Consider the following 19008-nt stretch of genomic DNA (forward strand, 5'->3'; position numbering starts at 1 on the left):
GATTATCATGATTGATAAAAGGTGAAAAACAGGTAATAAATAATATGGAAATATCGATGAAAATGAGATTCAAGTCTTTGGGCTTGATAATAATAATAAGAATTACCGGTTTTTGAAATCTCAGGAAGCAAAGGCCAGCTATTTCCGGTTCATCCTGCCAATTCGTACCGCTTTTCAAGTACAAATTGGCAGGCTAGAATCAGCAAGCATCAATTTATTTAATAATGCGGATCTCGGTTTCCATTTCCATGGCTTTTTGGTATACGGCAGTCACACCACAGTATTTTTCCTCGGAAAGTTTAACCGCTTTTTCCAATTTGGCGTAAGGCAGATCTTTTCCTTTAAACTGATAGACCACCTTCATTTTATTATAATGTTTAGGATGTTCTTCGGTTACATCGGCTTCCACGATCACATTAAAAGCCTCAGGCTCCACTTTCATCTTTTTCAAGATCATAATCACATCCACACCGGTGCAGCCAGCCAGCGCTGTTAGCATCAATTTTTTGGGGCGTGGTCCTAAATCGCTGCCACCCGATTCTTCTGTGGCATCAACAATTACTTTGTGCCCATCCATATCGGCTTCGAAAGCTACCTTATCGGTCCAGGCCATATCTACTACATGTTTCATAACATCCTAATTTTAAATAGTTTTCAATTATTTTGCATTGCAAATATACAACATCTAACTATCTATATAAATAGTTTTCTGAATAATGCGGATAATTGTATTTTTGTAGCTTTAACCTTAAGAAAGAATGATTTTCTAATTTTCTAATTGAAGCCTGAATATGAGAAGTGCAATTAAGAGGCCAACAGAAACAGAGACAGATTTGAGTGGATTCCAGTTGTTCAAAAAACTTACTGAAGATGAGTTTACACGTTTGAACTACGAAAAGACTTGCTCGATCTATAAGAAGGGCACGATTATTTACCGTGAGGGAAGCCGCCTGACCGGATTTTTCTGTGTAACCAAAGGTATTGTTAAGATTTTTAAGACCGGTATCGACGGGAAGGAACAAATTATCCGTTTTGCAAAAAAAGGCGAAATCATTGCCTACCGTTCGCTGCTAAGCCAGGAACTGGCCTGTACCACAGCCAAAGTGATCGATGAAGCTGCGCTGTGTCACATCCCCTATCAAACGCTGCTTTACCTCATCCAAAGTAACTGGCAGTTTTCGCACCACATGTTGCAAATTGTTTGCCGCGAGCTGCGCGAAGCCAACGATTACATTACCGATATTGCACAGAAAACCGTTCGTGAACGCCTGGCTGAAGTACTGCTTCTACTCAAGGAAAATTTCGATCTGGATAACCAGAACACCCTACAAATTTCGCTGACACGCGAAGAATTGGCCAACATGGTAGGAACAGCTACCGAATCGGTGATCCGACTGCTTTCGGAATTTAAAAACGACAAGTTGATTGAATTGCAGGGACGAAAAATTAAATTTTTGGACATTCCCACCCTTACGAGAGTGGCCAATTTATAACGAAATAAATAAAGACCGAAAACCGGCTACATAGCCGGTTTTTTTGTACCAAAAATTCGGAATAACCTTTTATAATGTACTTCAAAACCATCGAAAATATTACTATTCCTGAAATAGCGCAGCTTTTTAATGACGCTTTTGCCGACTATTTTGTAAAAGTTGAATTCACCCCTGAATTGCTCTGGGATAAAATTGAATCGGAAGACATTCGTAGTGATCTTTCAATGGGGATGTTCAACAACAATACACCGGTGGCATTTATGTTGCACGGTCTGCGTGAAATAAATGGCAAAAATGTGGCTTACAATGGTGGAACAGGAGTTATAAAAGAGTACCGGGGACAGCATGTAACCGTAAAAATGTACGGGCAGCTCATCCCTGTTTTAAAGGAAAAAGGAGTTGATGAAATAGAATTGGAAGTGATCGATAAAAACACCGCAGCGATTAAATCGTATAAGCAAGTCGGTTTTCAAAAAATCGCCGACCTCGATTGTTTTAGCGGCATTCCGAAGCCTGCAACTAAAAATGATAAACTGGTAATTCACGAATTCGATCAGTTCGATCATCACCTTTTTAAATCGTTTTGGGATTGGAAACCCACCTGGCAAAACGCATCAGAAACCATTAAAAAGCTGTCTTCCTGCAAAACTTTTGTCGCTTTTGTGGCGAATAAACCGGTGGGTTATTTAAGCACCATTCCGCAAAGGGCGCGTATATTGCAGTTTGCTGTGGCACCAGAATACCGAAAACAAAACATCGGCAGCAGCCTTTTTAGGCATTTTGCAGATATCGTTTCCACCGAAATCAACGTTAATAACATTGACGATCCGGAACAGTACACTCAATATTTTTTGAAAAAGATTGGTTTGAAACATTTTCTTACTCAACATAAAATGACTTTAAAATTATAAACATGAAGAGAATGAAACTCTTTGGAATACAAATGAACCGGCGCACATTTATCCGCTGGAAAATTTATATCGACCGCGCACGCATGTACATTGGCTACATTAGTTTTGTAATGATCGCTTTTATGTTCCTCAATGATTTTAAGGATGAAACGATCCGGCATTTCCTCGATGAAAACAAGCTGATCACCTATCCGGTGATGATGGTGGTTTTTCTGTTGTTCTCGCTGGTTTTGGGCCGGCTGGATACCAAGCTGGGTCTGCGGCGTGAAGAAATGCGGAATGCAGCTTCAGAAAACCCGGTTACCATGGAAATTCTTCAGAGTATTAAGGATATAAAAGGCAAGCTCGATCAACAAAATTAAACGCGTCAGTTAAATTTCGATTTAGAATTATTTTTTGCACCGTACTTTAGTGCGGTGATTTCTGAAAATCTTTAAAATTCAGATCGCCGTCGTTACATCCTAACCACCGCCCTAAAGGACGGTGCAACACATATCACAATTACAATTTAATATGCTTACCGAACAATCCAATCTTCGGGATCCATTTTCTGACTTTCGTGCCAGATCTGAAATTTAAGAATGGATTTACTGTCGTCGTCGTGCTCGGTATAAACGGTTCCTATTTTTTGTTTGGTTTCCACTGTATCACCCTTTTTTACGACCACTTCGCGCAGGTTCGAATAAACACTCAGAAATGCGCCGTGGCGAATGATTACCGCGGTATTTCCGCCCGAAATTCCGAACACCCGGCTGACCTCGCCTTTAAACACCGCCTGAACTTTTGCTCCAATTTCAGTGGCAATGTTTACACCGTTGTTTCTGACCTGCACGTTGCTCAACACCGGATGCTGATGAACGCCAAAACGCTCCACAATAATTCCTCGCTCAACGGGCCATGGAAGACGGTGTTTATTCTGTTCAAAATTGTCGCCGATCAGTTTTTGCTCGGGAGTTAGTGCATAGCCCGGTTCGCCTTTAGCCCTGTTTTTCCGGGCTTCTTCTTCTATCAAGCGCTGAATTTCCTGCTCGAGCTGCTGTTCAATCCTTCTTTGTTGCCGTAAAGTTTGTCGCAGTGTTTGTTTCTGGTCCGTCAGTTTTTGCAGTTCAGCATTTTGCAGTCCTTTTTCTCCTGTCAGTCTGCGGTATTCCTGCCTGGCCTGATCGACTAACGCTTCTTTCTCGTGCTGGCGTTCCTCCAGTTTTTTAATGTTGTCGGCTAAAACTCCACTTACCGCTTCGATAATCTCACCCTGTTTTTGTCGATACTTGGTGTAATGCCTGAAATAAAGCATACGCCGGTAAGCCTGGTTAAAACTTTCTGACGACATTAAAAACAACAGCTCGTTGAAATTGCTTTTATTTTTGTAGGCCTGTCTGATCATTTCGGCATATTCTTCTCGAAGTTCCTCAAGATCGTTTTGAAGCATTTCTATGGACAATTCGCTGTTTTGGATACATTGGTCGTAAATCTCGATTTCGTTATTTATAGTTGAGATAAGACGGCTTCTCTGACTGATTTGACTGTTGAGCAAACGTAGTTTATTCAGCGACGATTTTTCGCTTTTCAGGTTCTCCTCGAGCAAACGGGTCACGTATTCAATTTCCTTTTGTGTTTCCTGCTTTTGTTGTTGCAGGTCGGAAATGGATTGCGACAGACCGATAAACGGAAGACAGAATAATAAAACCGCTGTGAAATAAACACGCATACGTTTTCGATTTCCACGAAAGTAAGAGAATTCAAATTTATTTTACCTGAATCTCTTCGTATTTTTCAGGAATTTTAATGGAGAATGAACTGATTTCGTCGGTTGAAAAACCACTCATGCGGATCTTCATTTCTATCTGTTCCACATTCGATAGAAATTCCATATCGATCTCACCCGGATACTCTTTTCCTTCTACTTTAGTAAAATCGTTAAAATTCATGAGAATATTTCGGTTGTTGGTTTTATCCTGAATATTGAGTCGCGTAAGCGAAAAATTTCGGGGTTCGAAAAACATTCGTTGTAAAATCAGGGCTTCATCATCCAAACGTCGAAGCCGGCGTTCAATTTTTTGGGGCTTTCCGTCATCCAGTTTGTAGATCTTGCGGTTCTTTTCCGACTGCAACACGTACTGCCCGTTTTCGACATACGAATCGAAGGTTTTATAATCGTCGCGCGGATCGTTCCTGTACGAGAAAGCATTGTTTGAAATGATGGATTGAACGGTTTTAAAATCCACGTCCATGTTCAAAAAGTCGCTGATAAAACTGTAGTCGTCGTAGAAATAATTGTGATCGATGTAATTGACATAGATCACGCTGTCGGGTGTGAGCAATACCCGGCCAACCGGAATATTAATTTTGCTGATGGACACCAGTATTTTCTCGTCTCTTTTAGCTTTTAACCGAATGCGAAATGAAGCTTTTGACTGGTTGCTCGAAAACTGACAGTTGATTTTTCGGATGGTAAGGTATTCATAATCAAAGGCATTTTGCTCGATACGTTTGAGCAATTTGTTGGTGCCCATTGGTTTTGCTTCGCCAACAGCCAACTCTTTTGGTCCTCTGCAAGAAGTGGCTATAATCAGCAATAAAATCCCGGCCAGCAGAGGAAAACGAACAACAAAACGCCTATTCATTTGGATCTTCTATATATTTTCCTTCCTGAATTTTACGTAGCAATACTTCGGAGTCTCCCCCGCTTGTTTTGGCTCGTTCCCAATAGCTTATAGCCTCATCGTGTTTTTCGAGCTTAAACAAAATATCGCCATAATGCTCAAGCAGGGTCGGGTTTTCATCTCCCCCGTTTTTAATGGCCGATTCCATGTAGAATTTGGCCAGTTTATAATCGCCTTTTTTGAACAAAACCCAGGCGTGAGTATCGAGGTAAGTAGAATTATCGGGAAAACGTTCCACGACTTTTCCACTCATGCGTTCGGCTTTATCGAGGTTTCTTCCGTCGACCGAAAGGTAGTAAGCATAGTTATTTAAAGTGAGGTAATTTTCAGGATCGATTTCAACGGCTTTATCGAATAGCTTAAAAGCTTCTTCTTTGCTCTTTTGTTTGTAAAGTGCCTCGCCTTTTAACATCAGGAAGTTGGCTTTGAGTTGCGGATTTTGAACCACATATATCAGACCCTCATCAACCAAATCTACAGTTTCTTCGAACTTTTCGAGTTGCACACAGGCAATGGCTTTGAAAAAATAACCCTGCGGCTGATTGGGAAAAAGATCGATGATGTCGCTGGTGTGTTTGTACAAACCTTCCCAATCCTGTAAATCGTTATCGATAAACATCAGGCGTTCCCATACGACATAATCGTTTCGCTCAATATCAAGCGCTTTTAACAGCTGTACACGTGCTTTTGCCAGTTCATTTTTCTTGAGCAGATTTTCGGCATAAATGGTGTACACCAGAGCTTCATCGGGGTGATGTTCAAGCAGGATTTGTATCAGTTCTTCCTGCTGATCTTCACTCAACGAAGTTCGTGCCGAAGTAAGCATCATGTAGAGTTGCAGCTTTGTCTGAATATCTACCGATTCGCTTTTAAAGCCTTCCTTGGTTTCTTCGAACGACTTCTCAAGATCGCCATTTTCGAGGTAGTAATTGGCCAGCGAAAAATGTACAAAACCATTGCCGGGATCGAGTTCCTGTATCTTTTTATAGTTTTTCAGTGCATTCTCCGAGTCGCCCTGACTTTGGTACAAATCGGCCAGCAAACCATAATATTTAGCTTCTGTCGGATCTGAATCGATGAGCTTCTGAATTTCAGCAAAGGCCTTATCAATCTGTCCGGTAGCTACATAAATTTGCTGTTTCGCCACTGAAATCTGCTCATGAACACCTGTTTCTTTTTCCATTTTATTATAGGCATCAATGGCTTCATCGTATCGTTCGGCGCTAGCCAGCAATGCCGCTTTCATGTAAATGTATTCCAGGTTGTCGGGTTCTTTCAGAAGCAGTTGGTCATACAGATCTGCTGATTCAGAAAACTTGCGCGCTTTCTGATAGATCTGGGCCAGTAACAATTTGTACCACTTGTTGTCGGGATTGATGCTAATGGCCTTTTCGAGTAGTAACGATGCACTCGTTAAATCGTTATTTACCGCATGAATATTTGCCAGTTCGTACATGGCAGCCGATGAATTCGGATCGAGTTCCAGACATGTCGATAACATCTGAATGGCGGTTTGCGGATTGCCAAACATTTTCTGTTTCAGCGCTTCCACAAAATAATACTCAAACTCCTTTTGCTTTTGTTCGGCCAGTTCGTCAACGGGCGCGTCAACAGCCGCTTTGGCCACTTCCTGCTCCGTAATTTTTTTTGGTCCTGAACATGAAACCACCGCAGCAAAAAGCATGGCGGTTGTTATTCCTGTAATAATTTTTTTCATCTAATTTTTCCCGGTGTGGCCAAAGCCTCCGGCTCCCCTTTCTGTTTCTTCCAGCACTTCTACCAAATCCCATTCCACTTTCTCGTGAGCAGCGATAACCATTTGGCAAATGCGTTCTCCGTGTTCTATAACAAACTCATCCTGCGACAGGTTGATGAGTATTACTCCTATTTCGCCACGATAATCGGCATCGATGGTACCCGGAGTATTCAAAACTGTAATTCCCTTTTTCAGTGCAAGGCCGCTTCTGGGTCGAATTTGTGCTTCGTAACCTTCAGGCAGCTCTACAAAAAGTCCAGTGGGTACCACAGCCCGTTCCAGAGGTTTCAGAACAACCGCTTCATCAAGGTTAGCCCTTAAATCCATTCCGGCCGAATGAACAGTGCTGTAGGCCGGCAAATCATTTTTCGACTTGTTTACAATTTTTACCTGCATTCAATCTGTTTTTAAAAAAGAACCGCTAAGATAATTAAATAATGCCGTTGAGCGAATGCATTAACAATAATTTAGAAAATTGAAACCGAATTCAACTTATTGGTTAACAATCAAATAATCATGAGGTCGCCCATGATCTCATCGGATACAAAAAGTCCTTCTTTCGTTAATAAAAGCTTCCCTTCAGAAAGAAGGACCAGACCGCTTTTCTTGTATTTTGCGACTTGTTTCAGCAGGTAATCGTAAAATTCAGTTCCAAAATTTTGCCTGATATCTGATAACAAGACGCCCCATTTTGTGCGGATACGTGTCAGAATATATTCGTTGTAGTGGTCTTTATTGCTGAGGATTTCTTCTTCAAAATAATCGGAACCGGCTTCCAAACCGCGAACATAACTTTCGACATGCGATACATTCCATCGTCGGGAAAGCAGATTATAGGAATGTGCCGACGGTCCAAGGCCAAGGTATTTTTTCCCCAGCCAGTACGAAGAATTGTGCCGAGAATACAAAGCATCCCTGGCAAAATTTGAAATTTCGTACTGTTCGAAACCTGCTTGTTCTGCCATTTCAACCAAAATATTGAACTGCTTTACGCTTTCGTTCTCACTCAGTTCTTTGAGCGTTCCTTTTTTCAACCAGGTAAAAAAAGGTGTTCCTTCGTGATAAGTGAGATGATAAGCCGATAAATGTTCTACTGGAAGTTGAAAAACGCGCTGCAGGCTTTCTTTCCATTGCTCATCAGTAAGTCCGGGAAGCCCGTAAATCAGATCGACACTGATGTTATTGAAGCCCGTTTCAACTGCTTTTCGAACAACTTCTTCCGCTTGCGTCGCATCGTGGCGACGGTTCATTTTTTTAAGGTGCTCATTCTGAAACGCCTGAATTCCAATGCTCAGTCGGTTTACTCCGGTCGATTTAATCCCGTTCAAATATTCCGGAGTGAGGTCATCAGGATTGGCCTCAAAGGTAATTTCGGCATCCGGTGAAATACTGTAATTCGCGTCAATGTTCCAAAGAATGTTATCAAGTTCTTCTGTCGTAAGCACCGATGGTGTTCCACCACCAAAATAGATGGTTTCCACCGTTTCATTTTCAAGGTAGTTTTTCCTTACCTTTGCCTCTTCGTTTAAAAGCGTAAGAAATTTTTGCTTCAGCGATGTATTTACGGTTTTGTAAAAATCGCAGTAATAGCATTTCTGCCTGCAAAATGGAATATGAATATAAATACCTGCCATGAAAATTTCGATCTACTGGAGAATAACAGCCTGGTTGCTGATAATGTGCTACCTGCTTTTTATGCCGGCCAGTCAATTGCCTTCCGAACCCTTCTTAAAGATCCCGCATTTTGACAAAATGGTGCATTTCTCGATGTTTTTTATTCTGTGTCTTCTGTCATTCAGGCCGGTAAAACAACTCACGCCGAACTACTATTTCTGGACCCCTTTGGTAAGTTTTGTGTTGGCTGTTCTACTCGAATCTGTTCAGCACAAAATCTCAGCCAGCCGTCACACCGATGCTCTCGACTTACTGGCCAATACAGCCGGATTACTTACAGCAACCGTATTTTTCAGGTATTTTGTGTCGGGTAAAAAACTGGAAAAACTCGTTTAAAGTTTTACCAGATCCTCGTACTTATCGATGTCTTTACTTATCAATTCGAGCGTGGTATCCTTGTAAAAGGTTCTAATTTGTCCGCGCAACATTTCGTACTGACCATGAACCGGACAAAGCGGTTTTGACGGATCGTGCGATCTGCAAGGCTCGAGACTGATCAGGCAGTTGGTAAAGAATTCCTCACCATCAACTTTTGTTACAATTTCCCAAAGCGATATTTCGCCCGATTTTTTTGCCAGCGAAAATCCTCCGTTAGGTCCTTTAGTCGATACCAGCAATTTCTGTTTCACCATGTTTTGCAGGATTTTTCCCAAAAACGGAGAAGAAAGACCAAGGTCTTCCGAAATCTTTTTGATACCGATCCTTTTGTCTTCAGTTGAAAATTTTCCAAGATAAATGAGGGCTCTTAATGCGTACTTACAAGTGTTTGATAACATGACACAATTATTTATTATTTATTTTCCATTCTGTACTAAACGAGTGATGAGCTACCGGTGGAAGCTCTTTTTCTTTACCCAGAATATTTTTGTTCGTTTTTAACAGGGCATTTTTTACATTCCCATTAACCAAATCGAGGTTCTTGCGTTTCTTAAATGCCCACTGATAAACCTTCATTCCTGTGTTCCAGGAAAATGATCCACGATGCTGTTCAATACTTTTTTTCCGATTAAGCAGCAGTAATTTATGCAAAGGGATTTTTACCGGGCAAACATCGCTGCAGGCACCACAAAGTGTACTGGCAAAGCTTAAATGATCGTAGGCATCAAATCCTTTTAAAAAAGGTGTGATCACCGAACCGATTGGCCCGCTGTAAATGGTGTTGTAGGTATAACCACCAATATTTTTGTAAATGGGACAAGCGTTTAAACAGGCACCGCATCGCAGGCATTTCAAGGCTTCGTAATGTTCCTCCTGTCGGGCAATTTCAGTTCGGTTATTATCGAGTAAAACCACCACCATTTTCTCGGGTCCTCCCGCTTCATTTTTACGCTTTGGACTTGTAATTAAGGAGTTGTAAACCGTTACTTGCTGACCGGTTCCCAGTGCCGAAAGCAAAGGAAAAAACAAGGGCAAATCGTGAATTGAAGGAATAATCTTTTCGATCCCGGTAATGGCGATATGCACTTTTGGGAAAGAAATCGACATCAATCCGTTTCCTTCGTTTTCGGTGAGCGCCACTCCCCCAACATCGGCTACCAGAAAGTTGGAGCCGGTTACGCCAATATCGGCCGAAGTAAATTTTTTGCGCAAAACCTGGCGAACAAAAGCAGTAAGTTCTTCGGGTGTTGAATTTTCAGGCGTACTGAATTTTTCATGAAACAGCCCCGCAACATCTTCTTTCGATTTATGCATGGCCGGCGTGAGAATATGATAGGGCTTCTCGCCTGCAACCTGAACGATAAATTCGCCCAAATCGGTTTCAACCGGTTCAAAACCCGATTGCTCCAGATTTTCGTTGAGCTCGATTTCTTCCGAGATCATCGATTTGCTTTTTACCAGGAGCTTGGCTTCAGCCGCTTTGAGTACCTTAATAATTTCAGCAACAGCTTCTTTACTATCGCGGGCCCAAATTACTTCAATATTGTTTTTCTGAGCATTTTTTTCAAATTCCTCGAGGTAAGCGGCCAGGTTGGCCACAATTTTTCCCTTCAGGTATGAAGCCCTTTCTTTGGCCAAATTCATATTTCTGTACCTCAACTTACCTTTGGCAACAGCTTCGTCGTACTTCGAAATGTTAAAATTTAAAGTTTGTCGATGCTTTTTGTCAAACGCAATTTTGGAATCATCCAGAAATATGTCTTTTAAATCGGCCATTCACTATTTTAAAGGAATCTGGTCTACTCTGCGAGCGTGTCTGCCACCTTCGAATTCAGAATTTAAAAATGCTTCAACAATGGCAATCGCTTGTTCATCGCTTACAAATCGTCCGGGTATAGCACACACATTGGCATTGTTGTGTTGCCGGGCCAAAGCAGCAATATCTGTATTCCAGCAGACTCCGGAACGAACGCCCTGGTGTTTATTGGCTGCAATACTAATTCCCTGACCGCTGCCGCAAAATGAGATTCCAAGTTCGAATTCCCCTTTTTCGATCGCGTCGCCAAGTTTATGTGCATAAACCGGATAGTCCACGCTCTCATCGGTGTAACAGCCCAAATCTTTGTAAGGTATATTCTTTTCTTCGAGGTATTTTATAATGACTTGCTTTTTACTGAATCCTGCATGATCACTTGCAAGAGCAATAACGTTAGGTTTTGTTTGCTTCATAATATCACAAATTTAATACTTTTTCATATTTATCTCATTCATTCTTAATTTTTATAAAAAATTCAAGCTAAGTCAAAATCAGACTAAATAAGCATTACTAATTTTCAACCAATTAGTTCTGTTTTTTTCGTGAAAACAGTTTTCTGATTTCTGATTTTTCAAATTGAAGAACACCAAAAAGAAAAACACCAATCAAGGCAGTGTTAAAAATGTATTTATTAATTGAATTTAGATCAGCGGTGTAAACAGAAACCAAATAAATTACGAGGGCAAGTGAGAAATAGATAGCAATACGTTTTAAATCGTAAGGCACGGGATAGAATTTTTGCCCGAGTACATACGATACAATCATCATGACAAAGAAGCAGGAAAATACAGCATAAGCCGATCCCATGTAACCGATTTTCGGAATTAAAATAATATTCAATATCAGTGTAATTGCGGCTCCAATAAGTGCCATATAGGCACCATAGCGTGTTTTATCGGTGAGTTTGTACCACAACGATAAAGTAAAATATATACCAAAAAACAGGTTGGCCATCAGAATTATAGGAACAACCTTTAATCCGACATGATACTTGGAATCGATGATTATTTTAACCAGATCGATGTACAGCACCATTCCCAGGAAAATGAGCAAACCAAAAATCACAAAATATTTCATGACGGTTGCATAAACTTTCGGATCGTTTTTGCTATCGCTTCGTGCAAAAAAGAAAGGTTCGAAAGCATAACGAAACGCCTGAATAAACATGTTCATCAGTACCGCCAGTTTGTAGTTGGCTCCGTACACTCCAAGTTGAAACATCGGATCCTGATTTTCGGGTATCAGGAAAGGAATCAGTACTTTGTCGATATTCTGGTTGACCATGCCCGTTAATCCAACTATCAAAATCGGAAAACCATAACTGAGCATTTGTTTGAGCAAAGCTTTATCAAAAGAAAATGATATTCTTAAAATTTCCGGCAACAGCAGAATTAAAGTAATCACCGAAGCTAAGAGGTTGGAAATAAATACATAACCAACTCCAATATCTTCGGAATAAACGAGGCGGACAATTGATTCAGGATTATTTTCCATCAACTTTGGACACAGCGAAATAAAAAACAGGTTAAAACCGATATTGAATCCAATAAATACAAATTTGATAAATGCAAACTTTACGGGCCTGTTATTCAATCGCAAGCGGGCAAAAGGAATAGCTGTAAATGCATCGATTCCTAAAATAATGGCAAACCACAGCACATATTCCGGATGATCGGGATACTGAATCAACGCAGCAATTTCGTGTCGAAAGGCAGATGCCAGCAATACAAACGAAATGGTGGTAAAAAACAGCGAAATAATGGAAGTGGAATATACTTTTTCGGGCTCCTTGCTTTTCGAGGCATATCGAAAATAAGAAGTTTCCATCCCATAAGTTAACAACACCAGGAAAAAAGCAACATAGGCATACATGTTGGTTACCACGCCATATTCTTCGGGCAAAAACATAAATGAATAGTAGGGTACCAACCACCAGTTTAAAAACCGGCCAACAATACTGCTGGCTCCGTAAATTGCGGTATCGCTTGCTAATCGCTTAAATGAATTCAATTGGGCATAATTTTTAGCAAAGATAAAATTCTATTTACATCAAAACGTTTATAGTTATATCTTTGAACATCCTAAAATTATTTTGATGAAGCGTAGTTTTTTTCCGATAGTACTGGTATTAAGTTTGTTTGTCATCTTTTTTTCGTGTTCAAGCAAATCGACCAAAAGACCGCGTAAACCCGTAAGTTCCATACGCATCGAACCATCTAAAAACCAGTTTGTTTTTGGCGAAAAAATTTCTGCCGATGTAAAAACAAAATTAAAAGACGGTGAAATAAAATCCATCGATTTACTGTACGAAAACAAAACCCTGAAAAGTACCAAAGAACTGGAATTTGCCGTTAACGATATTGAATTGAATAAACTGGGTAACAGTAAACTGGTTGTTAATGCCGAAAAAACCGACGGATTAAAAAACTCCCGATCAAAAATAATAACCGTAGTTTCTGATATTAAGCCTCAGGAAATGAGTTACCAGGTGATTAATAATTTTCCTCACCTTAAAACATCGTACACCCAGGGACTGGAATATTACAACGGTTATTTGTATGAAGGAACGGGCGAAGAGGGGCATTCAAAATTAATGAAAATTGATCTTCAAAGCGGAAAGCCTGAACAGTCTATTGATTTAGACGACAAGTATTTTGGAGAAGGAATTACCATTTTGAAAAACAAAATTTACCAGCTTACTTACCGCGCTAAAAAAGGATTTGTATACGACCTTAAAAGTTTCGCCGTTATAGACAGTTTTCAATTTAATTCGGCACAAGGCTGGGGATTGACCAACGATGGTACCAACCTGATCATGAGCGACGGCACGCATGTTCTTACCTGGCTCGATCCGTCTGATTTTTCGGTAATTAAGAAAATACAGGTGGCAGATGATAATAATTTGATGGCTAATTTAAATGAACTGGAATTCGTTGACGGAATTATTTATGCCAATATTTACACCACCAACCTTATTGTAAAAATTGATGCAGCCACCGGAAAAGTGCTGGAAGAAATTGATCTGACCGGAATTATTAACCTGTATCACCGAGATGGAGACCGGATCGATTACCTTAACGGCATTGCCTACGACAAGCAAAACGACCGGATGTTTGTTACCGGAAAACTTTATCCGCGTTTATTCGAGGTTAAATTTGTGGAAAAGAATTAGTACTTATTTAATCAGGTTATTTCAAAAAAGGGTAGGAGAGCCACCAAAATTAACACGCCCTAAGTGTTTGTATGCCAATTCTGTAGCTTCACGTCCACGCGGCGTTCGCTTAATAAAACCTTCTTTTATCAGAAATGGTTCATACACTTCTTCAATAGTGCCGGCATCTTCGCCAACTGCAGTAGCAATGGTGGTTAATCCAACGGGGCCGCCTTTAAATTTATCGATGATTGAGGTTAAAATCCGGTTATCCATTTCATCCAAACCATGTTTATCGATGTTTAATGCCGCAAGCGCGTGACGCGTAATTTTAATATCGATATTTCCATCGCCTTTTACCTGGGCAAAGTCACGAACCCTACGAAGCAAAGAATTGACGATACGGGGCGTTCCACGGCTTCTGAGCGCTATTTCGCCTGCAGCATCATCGGTAATAAGCACATTTAAAATACCCGCCGAGCGTTTTACAATTTGGGTAAGCACATCTGCGTCGTAATATTCAAGGTGCGAATTGATGCCAAAACGGGCACGAAGCGGAGAGGTTAACAAACCCGAGCGTGTGGTAGCTCCAATCAAGGTAAACGGACTAAGTTCGAGCTGTACCGAGCGAGCACTTGGACCTTTGTCGATCATGATATCAATCCTGAAATCTTCCATTGCCGAATACAAATATTCTTCAACAATGGGAGAGAGACGGTGAATTTCATCAATAAACAGTACATCGCTTTCTTCCAGGTTGGTTAATAAGCCGGCCAGGTCGCCGGGCTTATCAAGTACCGGTCCTGAAGTTATTTTTATGCCCACTCCAAGTTCGTTGGCAATAATATTCGAAAGCGTTGTTTTTCCCAATCCGGGTGGACCATGCAATAGTACATGATCAAGTGATTCGCCGCGCATTTTAGCTGCTTGAACAAATATTTCCAGGTTTTCAACAATTTGTTTCTGCCCCCTAAAATCTTTAAACTCCAGTGGCCGCAACTTTTTGTCGAGCTCACGATCCGTTTCGGTGTAGGAATCTCCTCTTATGTCCAAATTGTCATCCATCTCTAATCGATAAAAATCCGTATTTTTTCAATCAGCTGCTCAGCTGTAAAGGGTTTTGGTAAATATTCGTTCATTCCTGCCTCGAAACATTTTTCGCGGTCGTTATCTAATGTATTGGCTGTTATGGCCACAATGGGAACTCCATTTTCAACGCCTGTTTCTTTTTCGTATTTCCTGATCTCTTGTGTAATTTCGTAGCCATTCATTCCCGGAAGCATCAGATCCATTAAAACAAGGTCAAACTTCCTGTTTTTAATGGCTGCAAGTGCTTCAACTCCATCGCGAACAGCAACAACCGAATAGTTGTACTTTTTCAGGTTAAAAGAAACTACTTTCTGGTTTAAAATATTGTCTTCTACTAAAAGGATGTCCAAATCTTCTGATTCTATAATTATATATTATTCTTTAAAACAAATATAAAAACTAATATTGTTTATTATATCCTGTTGAAAACGGTGAATTAGATTTTGCTACCAATTTTTAAGTCGAAATTAACGCTTTTTAACCTTCGTTTTTAACAGGTCATTTCTACCTTACTTCATTGTAAAATAATTGTATACTAATTGTTACCAACAACTGTTAATTTCTTTTGTTTATAAGCCTTTCGAGATATAAACCTGTGTAAATCCTGTTAAAAGATCGGCATCAAATAATTACATTTATAACAAATTAGTTTGAGTTGTGTTATTATATGTAGAAATTTGTGAATTGTCCAAACTTAAATTGAAAAGTTTATTTTTGTTTTTTTAGCAGATAACGCACAAAATATTAACATTGTACTAATTTCTAAAAGCCTGAAAACAAGAGAATGACAAAAAATTTCGACATACTTGTTAATAAGCTCAATGCTTTTAAGCTAAAGTACTATTCTTTCCATTTATTAAAAGGTTTGGTTTTAACAACTGTTGTATTGTTGTTGTTGTTCACGGCCTTTTCTCTAATAGAATACTTTGTTTATTTCTCTTCGGAAGTTCGAAAACTGGCATTTTTTGGATTCATTATATTTTCTATATTATTATTAATCAGATTTATAGGAGTTCCTTTATTGCATCTGGCAAATATTTTAAAACCTTTAAGTTTACGTTCGTCAACGCAGCTTATTCAAAATCATTTTTCGGGTATTCAGGACAAATTACTCAATATTATTGAACTGTCGGAGTATAAAAATTCTGATGTTTCAAACGAGATCGTGCTGGCCAGTATCGATCAGAAAATAGAAGAATTAAAGGTTTTTGATTTTAATGAAGCTATCAGTTACCGCACGGTTCGTGTTATTTCAGTTTATCTCCTATTAAGTGCACTCATTACCGGCGGATTGTTTATAAGCAATAAACATTTATTTACCGATTCAACACATCGCATTATTCACTACAACCAGCAATTTGTAAAGCCTGCGCCGTTTACTTTCTTTTTACAGAATGAAAATCTTCAGGCAAAAAAAGGTGATTCGTATACCATAAAAGCTACGGCAGAAGGAGAGGAACTACCTCAAATCGTATACATTAATATCGACGGTAATAATTACCTGATGAAAAGCAGCCAGCCAGGTACATACACCTTTGAAATGGCTTCGGTGATCAATTCTGTTCAGTTTTATTTTACCGATTTAAAGTACAAATCAGATGCATACCGACTTGAACTGTTACCAAAACCCGGGATCAACAGTTTTAAAAGTGAAATTACGCCACCTGTTTACACTGCGCTGAAAAATCAGGTTTTTGAGAACCTGGGCGATTTACAAATTCCCAACGGAACCAAAGTAAAATGGACTTTTTCAGGAATAGATGTAGATTCGCTGTACCTCATTTTGCAGGATTCGGTGCGTTTAGATGCGGTAAATGAAGATGGAATTTATACGGTTGAAAAGACTTTTTACAAATCGAGTGAATACAGTGTTTACATCCAAAACAAAGTAACCGAGCCCGAATTGACACTGTCGTATTTTGTAGAAGTTATTCCGGATCTGTACCCCGAAATTGAGGTGCTCGAAGTTCAGGATTCAACAAAAATTACCCGCTTCTTTTTTAAAGGTTTAATTGGTGACGATTATGGTTTTTCTTCGCTGAAATTTCATTTTAACATTGCCAACGAAGATTCAGCCGTTAGCATTCCTGTCGTTCGATCGATGAATGATCAGGAGTTTTATTACAGTTTTGATTTTAGCGATCTGCCCGAACCCGAAGGAGTGATTTCGTACTATTTCTCGGTGAGCGATAACGATGTAATCAATCATTATAAAACAACTACCTCGAAAAGTTTTACGTTTCAGTTCCCCAACAAAGAAGAACTAGAAGCATTTGATAATGAGCAATTTAAAAATCTTGAGAATAAATTGCAACAAAGCCGCGAACTGGCAGGCGAAATTCAAAAAGACATGAAAAACCTGCAACTCAAGAATATGGACACTAATATTTCGGATTGGGAAAAATCGCAGATGGTGAATGATATTGTTCAGAAACAATCGCAGTTGGAAAAAATGTACGATCAAATAAAACAGGACAACGAGCGATTGAATAATTACATGAATTCTTTCGATCAGCAAAATCAGGAAATGCTGGAAAAACAAAAGCAAATTGAAGAGTTGCTTGAGGAAGTTTTTACGGATGAGTTGAAGAAACTGATGGAAGAGTTTAATAAACTGGCGGAGGAATTCGACAGTAAAAAACTGAACGAACTGACGAAGAATATGGACCTCACTTTTGATGATCTTCAAAAGCAACTGGATCGAAACATTGAAATGCTCAAAAAAATGAAGGTAGAGCAAAAGTTGCAGGATGTTATCGACAGGGTAAATGAAATGGCCTTAGAAGAAGAAAAAATGGCCCAGGAAGTGAGTGAGGAAAAGAATTTTGAAGAAGCAAAAGAGCAGGTTGAACAGCACGAAAAGGAACTTGATGATCTTCAAAATAAAATTGAGGATGCGCTTGAAATGAATAAGGAGCTGGAAAAACCGATGAATTTCGACGACTTCAGCGAAGAGTTTAAAGATACCGACGAAAGCATACAGAAGAGTAAGGAAAACCTGGACAAAAAGAACCGAAAAAAATCCGGCAGTAGCATGAAAGAAACTTCGGAGAAAATGAAGAATATGGCATTTGCGATGCAGCAAATGCTGGATATGAATTCATCGGAACAGAACATGGAGAATATCCAGAATCTTCGCCAGATACTGAGCAATCTAATCTATATAAGTTTTACGCAAGAAGATATATTGGGTAATTTAAGCGGGGTTGATTCAAAAGATCCGATGTTGGTTAAGCTGAACCAGGAGCAAAAACGTATTGTCGATCAGAGTCAAATTGTAAAAGATTCATTATATGCTCTGGCTTTACGAACACCTGCGATATCAAGTACAATAAATAACGAATTGGTAAGCATGGAATTAAACATGGATAAAGCGGCATCGCAAATGGAAGAAGCGTTGTTTCCTCAGGCCAGAAGCAGTCAGCAATTTGTTATTACATCGGCTAATAATCTGGCATTATTGCTCAATGAAGCGCTAGAAAACCTTGAAAAACAACAGGCCAATTCGCAACCAGGCGATCAGCAGTGCGAGAATCCTGGAGGGCAGGGTAGTTCCGGTATGCAGGATTTAAAAGAATCGTCGGAAAGTCTGCAAAAACAGCTCGAAAAGATGATAGAGCAAATGAAAAACGGAAATAATCAGGGGATGAGTCAGCAACTCGGACAAAGCCTGATGCAGCACGAAATGATGCAACAAATGCTTCGCGACATGATGAACAACGGAAGTGTTGGCAGCGATGCTCGAAATGCCTTGCAACAAATTGACCAGATGCTGGAGGAGAACCGGAGGGAGTTAATGAGCAAACAAATCAATGCTGAAACGCTGAAACGCCAGCATTTAATTACTACACGTTTGTTGGAAGCTGAAAAAGCCGAAATGGAACGCGAGTTCGATCAAAAGCGTGAATCGGAGAGTGCGGAAGACTTCTACAGTAACCCTGTTGAGTTTTTTGAGTATAAAGAGAAAGAAAACTATTCGATAGAGTATTTAAATAAAAATGCACACAAACTGAATAATTTCTACAATCTGAAGTACAAACAATATTTAAATAATATTCGAACCAAACAGTGAAAGTA

At 39.7% G+C, this 19008-nt stretch carries 18 protein-coding genes; 6 read left to right on the forward strand and 12 right to left on the reverse strand.

Features of this window, described 5'->3' with window-relative positions; all coding sequences use genetic code 11:
- Positions 1 to 214: 214 nt before the first annotated feature.
- Positions 215 to 631, reverse strand: coding sequence for an OsmC family protein (locus WFY05_RS06410; RefSeq protein WP_340111934.1), 417 nt, complete (start codon positions 629 to 631; stop codon positions 215 to 217).
- A 160-nt stretch (positions 632 to 791) separates the two neighbouring features.
- Here WFY05_RS06410 and WFY05_RS06415 point away from each other — a divergent pair, with 160 nt between their 5' ends.
- The 3 genes from WFY05_RS06415 (at position 792) to WFY05_RS06425 (ending at position 2766) form a co-directional block, all read left to right on the forward strand.
- A complete protein-coding gene (locus tag WFY05_RS06415) occupies positions 792 to 1493 on the forward strand; it encodes a Crp/Fnr family transcriptional regulator (protein ID WP_340111935.1) in 702 nt (233 codons plus the stop codon).
- 74 nt (positions 1494 to 1567) lie between these two features.
- Positions 1568 to 2404 (forward strand): GNAT family N-acetyltransferase, encoded by an 837-nt coding sequence (locus tag WFY05_RS06420; protein WP_340111936.1) that lies wholly within the window; start codon positions 1568 to 1570, stop codon positions 2402 to 2404.
- Between the two features lie 2 nt (positions 2405 to 2406).
- Positions 2407 to 2766 (forward strand): hypothetical protein, encoded by a 360-nt coding sequence (locus WFY05_RS06425; RefSeq protein WP_340111937.1) that lies wholly within the window; start codon positions 2407 to 2409, stop codon positions 2764 to 2766.
- A gap of 155 nt (positions 2767 to 2921) precedes the next feature.
- On the opposite strand, the gene WFY05_RS06430 is transcribed toward WFY05_RS06425, so the two are convergent.
- The 5 genes from WFY05_RS06430 to hemW form a co-directional block, all read right to left on the reverse strand.
- Positions 2922 to 4112 (reverse strand): murein hydrolase activator EnvC family protein, encoded by a 1191-nt coding sequence (locus tag WFY05_RS06430; RefSeq protein ID WP_340111938.1) that lies wholly within the window; start codon positions 4110 to 4112, stop codon positions 2922 to 2924.
- A 37-nt stretch (positions 4113 to 4149) separates the two neighbouring features.
- A complete protein-coding gene (lolB1, locus tag WFY05_RS06435; protein ID WP_340111939.1) occupies positions 4150 to 5028 on the reverse strand; it encodes a lipoprotein insertase outer membrane protein LolB1 in 879 nt (292 codons plus the stop codon).
- Positions 5021 to 6784: a tetratricopeptide repeat protein gene (locus WFY05_RS06440; protein ID WP_340111940.1), complete on the reverse strand. Its 1764-nt coding sequence runs from the start codon at positions 6782 to 6784 to the stop codon at positions 5021 to 5023. Before WFY05_RS06440 ends, lolB1 begins: the two co-directional genes overlap by 8 nt.
- On the reverse strand, positions 6785 to 7219 hold the full coding sequence (gene dut, locus WFY05_RS06445) for a dUTP diphosphatase (RefSeq protein WP_340111941.1): 435 nt from the start codon (positions 7217 to 7219) through the stop codon (positions 6785 to 6787).
- A 110-nt stretch (positions 7220 to 7329) separates the two neighbouring features.
- The gene (gene hemW, locus WFY05_RS06450) at positions 7330 to 8457 is read right to left on the reverse strand and encodes a radical SAM family heme chaperone HemW (protein WP_340111942.1); all 1128 of its coding nucleotides are present in this window, start codon (positions 8455 to 8457) and stop codon (positions 7330 to 7332) included.
- Here hemW and WFY05_RS06455 point away from each other — a divergent pair.
- Positions 8456 to 8833, forward strand: coding sequence for a VanZ family protein (locus WFY05_RS06455; RefSeq protein WP_340111943.1), 378 nt, complete (start codon positions 8456 to 8458; stop codon positions 8831 to 8833). The genes hemW and WFY05_RS06455 overlap by 2 nt on opposite strands.
- Here the strand turns inward: WFY05_RS06455 and WFY05_RS06460 are convergent.
- The 4 genes from WFY05_RS06460 to WFY05_RS06475 form a co-directional block, all read right to left on the reverse strand.
- Positions 8830 to 9273, reverse strand: a complete 444-nt coding sequence (locus WFY05_RS06460) for an RrF2 family transcriptional regulator (RefSeq protein WP_340111944.1) — start codon at positions 9271 to 9273, stop codon at positions 8830 to 8832. The two genes, WFY05_RS06455 and WFY05_RS06460, sit on opposite strands and share 4 nt — an antisense overlap.
- A 7-nt stretch (positions 9274 to 9280) precedes the next feature.
- Positions 9281 to 10651, reverse strand: a complete 1371-nt coding sequence (locus tag WFY05_RS06465) for a lactate utilization protein B (RefSeq protein WP_340111945.1) — start codon at positions 10649 to 10651, stop codon at positions 9281 to 9283.
- A gap of 3 nt (positions 10652 to 10654) precedes the next feature.
- The gene (gene rpiB, locus WFY05_RS06470) at positions 10655 to 11104 is read right to left on the reverse strand and encodes a ribose 5-phosphate isomerase B (protein ID WP_340111946.1); all 450 of its coding nucleotides are present in this window, start codon (positions 11102 to 11104) and stop codon (positions 10655 to 10657) included.
- 112 nt (positions 11105 to 11216) lie between these two features.
- The gene (locus tag WFY05_RS06475; protein WP_340111947.1) at positions 11217 to 12701 is read right to left on the reverse strand and encodes a lipopolysaccharide biosynthesis protein; all 1485 of its coding nucleotides are present in this window, start codon (positions 12699 to 12701) and stop codon (positions 11217 to 11219) included.
- Between the two features lie 85 nt (positions 12702 to 12786).
- Here WFY05_RS06475 and WFY05_RS06480 point away from each other — a divergent pair, with 85 nt between their 5' ends.
- Positions 12787 to 13863, forward strand: coding sequence for a glutaminyl-peptide cyclotransferase (locus WFY05_RS06480; protein ID WP_340111948.1), 1077 nt, complete (start codon positions 12787 to 12789; stop codon positions 13861 to 13863).
- 21 nt (positions 13864 to 13884) lie between these two features.
- On the opposite strand, the gene ruvB is transcribed toward WFY05_RS06480, so the two are convergent.
- Together ruvB and WFY05_RS06490 are read right to left on the reverse strand one after the other, a co-directional pair.
- On the reverse strand, positions 13885 to 14907 hold the full coding sequence (gene ruvB / locus WFY05_RS06485; protein WP_340111949.1) for a Holliday junction branch migration DNA helicase RuvB: 1023 nt from the start codon (positions 14905 to 14907) through the stop codon (positions 13885 to 13887).
- A 2-nt stretch (positions 14908 to 14909) separates the two neighbouring features.
- Positions 14910 to 15281 carry a response regulator gene (locus WFY05_RS06490; protein ID WP_340111951.1) on the reverse strand — a complete coding sequence of 124 codons (372 nt, stop codon included), beginning with the start codon at positions 15279 to 15281 and terminating at the stop codon, positions 14910 to 14912.
- 434 nt (positions 15282 to 15715) lie between these two features.
- On the opposite strand from WFY05_RS06490, the gene WFY05_RS06495 reads away from it, so the two are divergent.
- Entirely contained in the window at positions 15716 to 19003 is a 3288-nt protein-coding gene (locus WFY05_RS06495) for a DUF4175 family protein (protein ID WP_340111952.1), read from the forward strand.
- Positions 19004 to 19008 lie beyond the last annotated feature (5 nt).

Origin of the sequence: Maribellus mangrovi (assembly GCF_037646455.1) — a bacterium.
Classification (GTDB): Bacteria; Bacteroidota; Bacteroidia; order Bacteroidales; family Prolixibacteraceae; genus Draconibacterium; species Draconibacterium mangrovi_A.

Bases quoted from the DNA above. Each gene is read 5' to 3' on its own strand.
- WFY05_RS06410 (WP_340111934.1), bottom strand. From the start codon at position 631: ATGAAACATGTAGTAGATATGGCCTGGACCGATAAGGTAGCTTTCGAA.
- WFY05_RS06415 (WP_340111935.1), top strand. From the start codon at position 792: ATGAGAAGTGCAATTAAGAGGCCAACAGAAACAGAGACAGATTTGAGT.
- WFY05_RS06420 (WP_340111936.1), top strand. From the start codon at position 1,568: ATGTACTTCAAAACCATCGAAAATATTACTATTCCTGAAATAGCGCAG.
- WFY05_RS06425 (WP_340111937.1), top strand. From the start codon at position 2,407: ATGAAGAGAATGAAACTCTTTGGAATACAAATGAACCGGCGCACATTT.
- WFY05_RS06430 (WP_340111938.1), bottom strand. From the start codon at position 4,112: ATGCGTGTTTATTTCACAGCGGTTTTATTATTCTGTCTTCCGTTTATC.
- lolB1 (WP_340111939.1), bottom strand. From the start codon at position 5,028: ATGAATAGGCGTTTTGTTGTTCGTTTTCCTCTGCTGGCCGGGATTTTA.
- WFY05_RS06440 (WP_340111940.1), bottom strand. From the start codon at position 6,784: ATGAAAAAAATTATTACAGGAATAACAACCGCCATGCTTTTTGCTGCG.
- dut (WP_340111941.1), bottom strand. From the start codon at position 7,219: ATGCAGGTAAAAATTGTAAACAAGTCGAAAAATGATTTGCCGGCCTAC.
- WFY05_RS06455 (WP_340111943.1), top strand. From the start codon at position 8,456: ATGAAAATTTCGATCTACTGGAGAATAACAGCCTGGTTGCTGATAATG.
- hemW (WP_340111942.1), bottom strand. From the start codon at position 8,457: ATGGCAGGTATTTATATTCATATTCCATTTTGCAGGCAGAAATGCTAT.
- WFY05_RS06460 (WP_340111944.1), bottom strand. From the start codon at position 9,273: ATGTTATCAAACACTTGTAAGTACGCATTAAGAGCCCTCATTTATCTT.
- WFY05_RS06465 (WP_340111945.1), bottom strand. From the start codon at position 10,651: ATGGCCGATTTAAAAGACATATTTCTGGATGATTCCAAAATTGCGTTT.
- rpiB (WP_340111946.1), bottom strand. From the start codon at position 11,104: ATGAAGCAAACAAAACCTAACGTTATTGCTCTTGCAAGTGATCATGCA.
- WFY05_RS06480 (WP_340111948.1), top strand. From the start codon at position 12,787: ATGAAGCGTAGTTTTTTTCCGATAGTACTGGTATTAAGTTTGTTTGTC.
- ruvB (WP_340111949.1), bottom strand. From the start codon at position 14,907: ATGGATGACAATTTGGACATAAGAGGAGATTCCTACACCGAAACGGAT.
- WFY05_RS06495 (WP_340111952.1), top strand. From the start codon at position 15,716: ATGACAAAAAATTTCGACATACTTGTTAATAAGCTCAATGCTTTTAAG.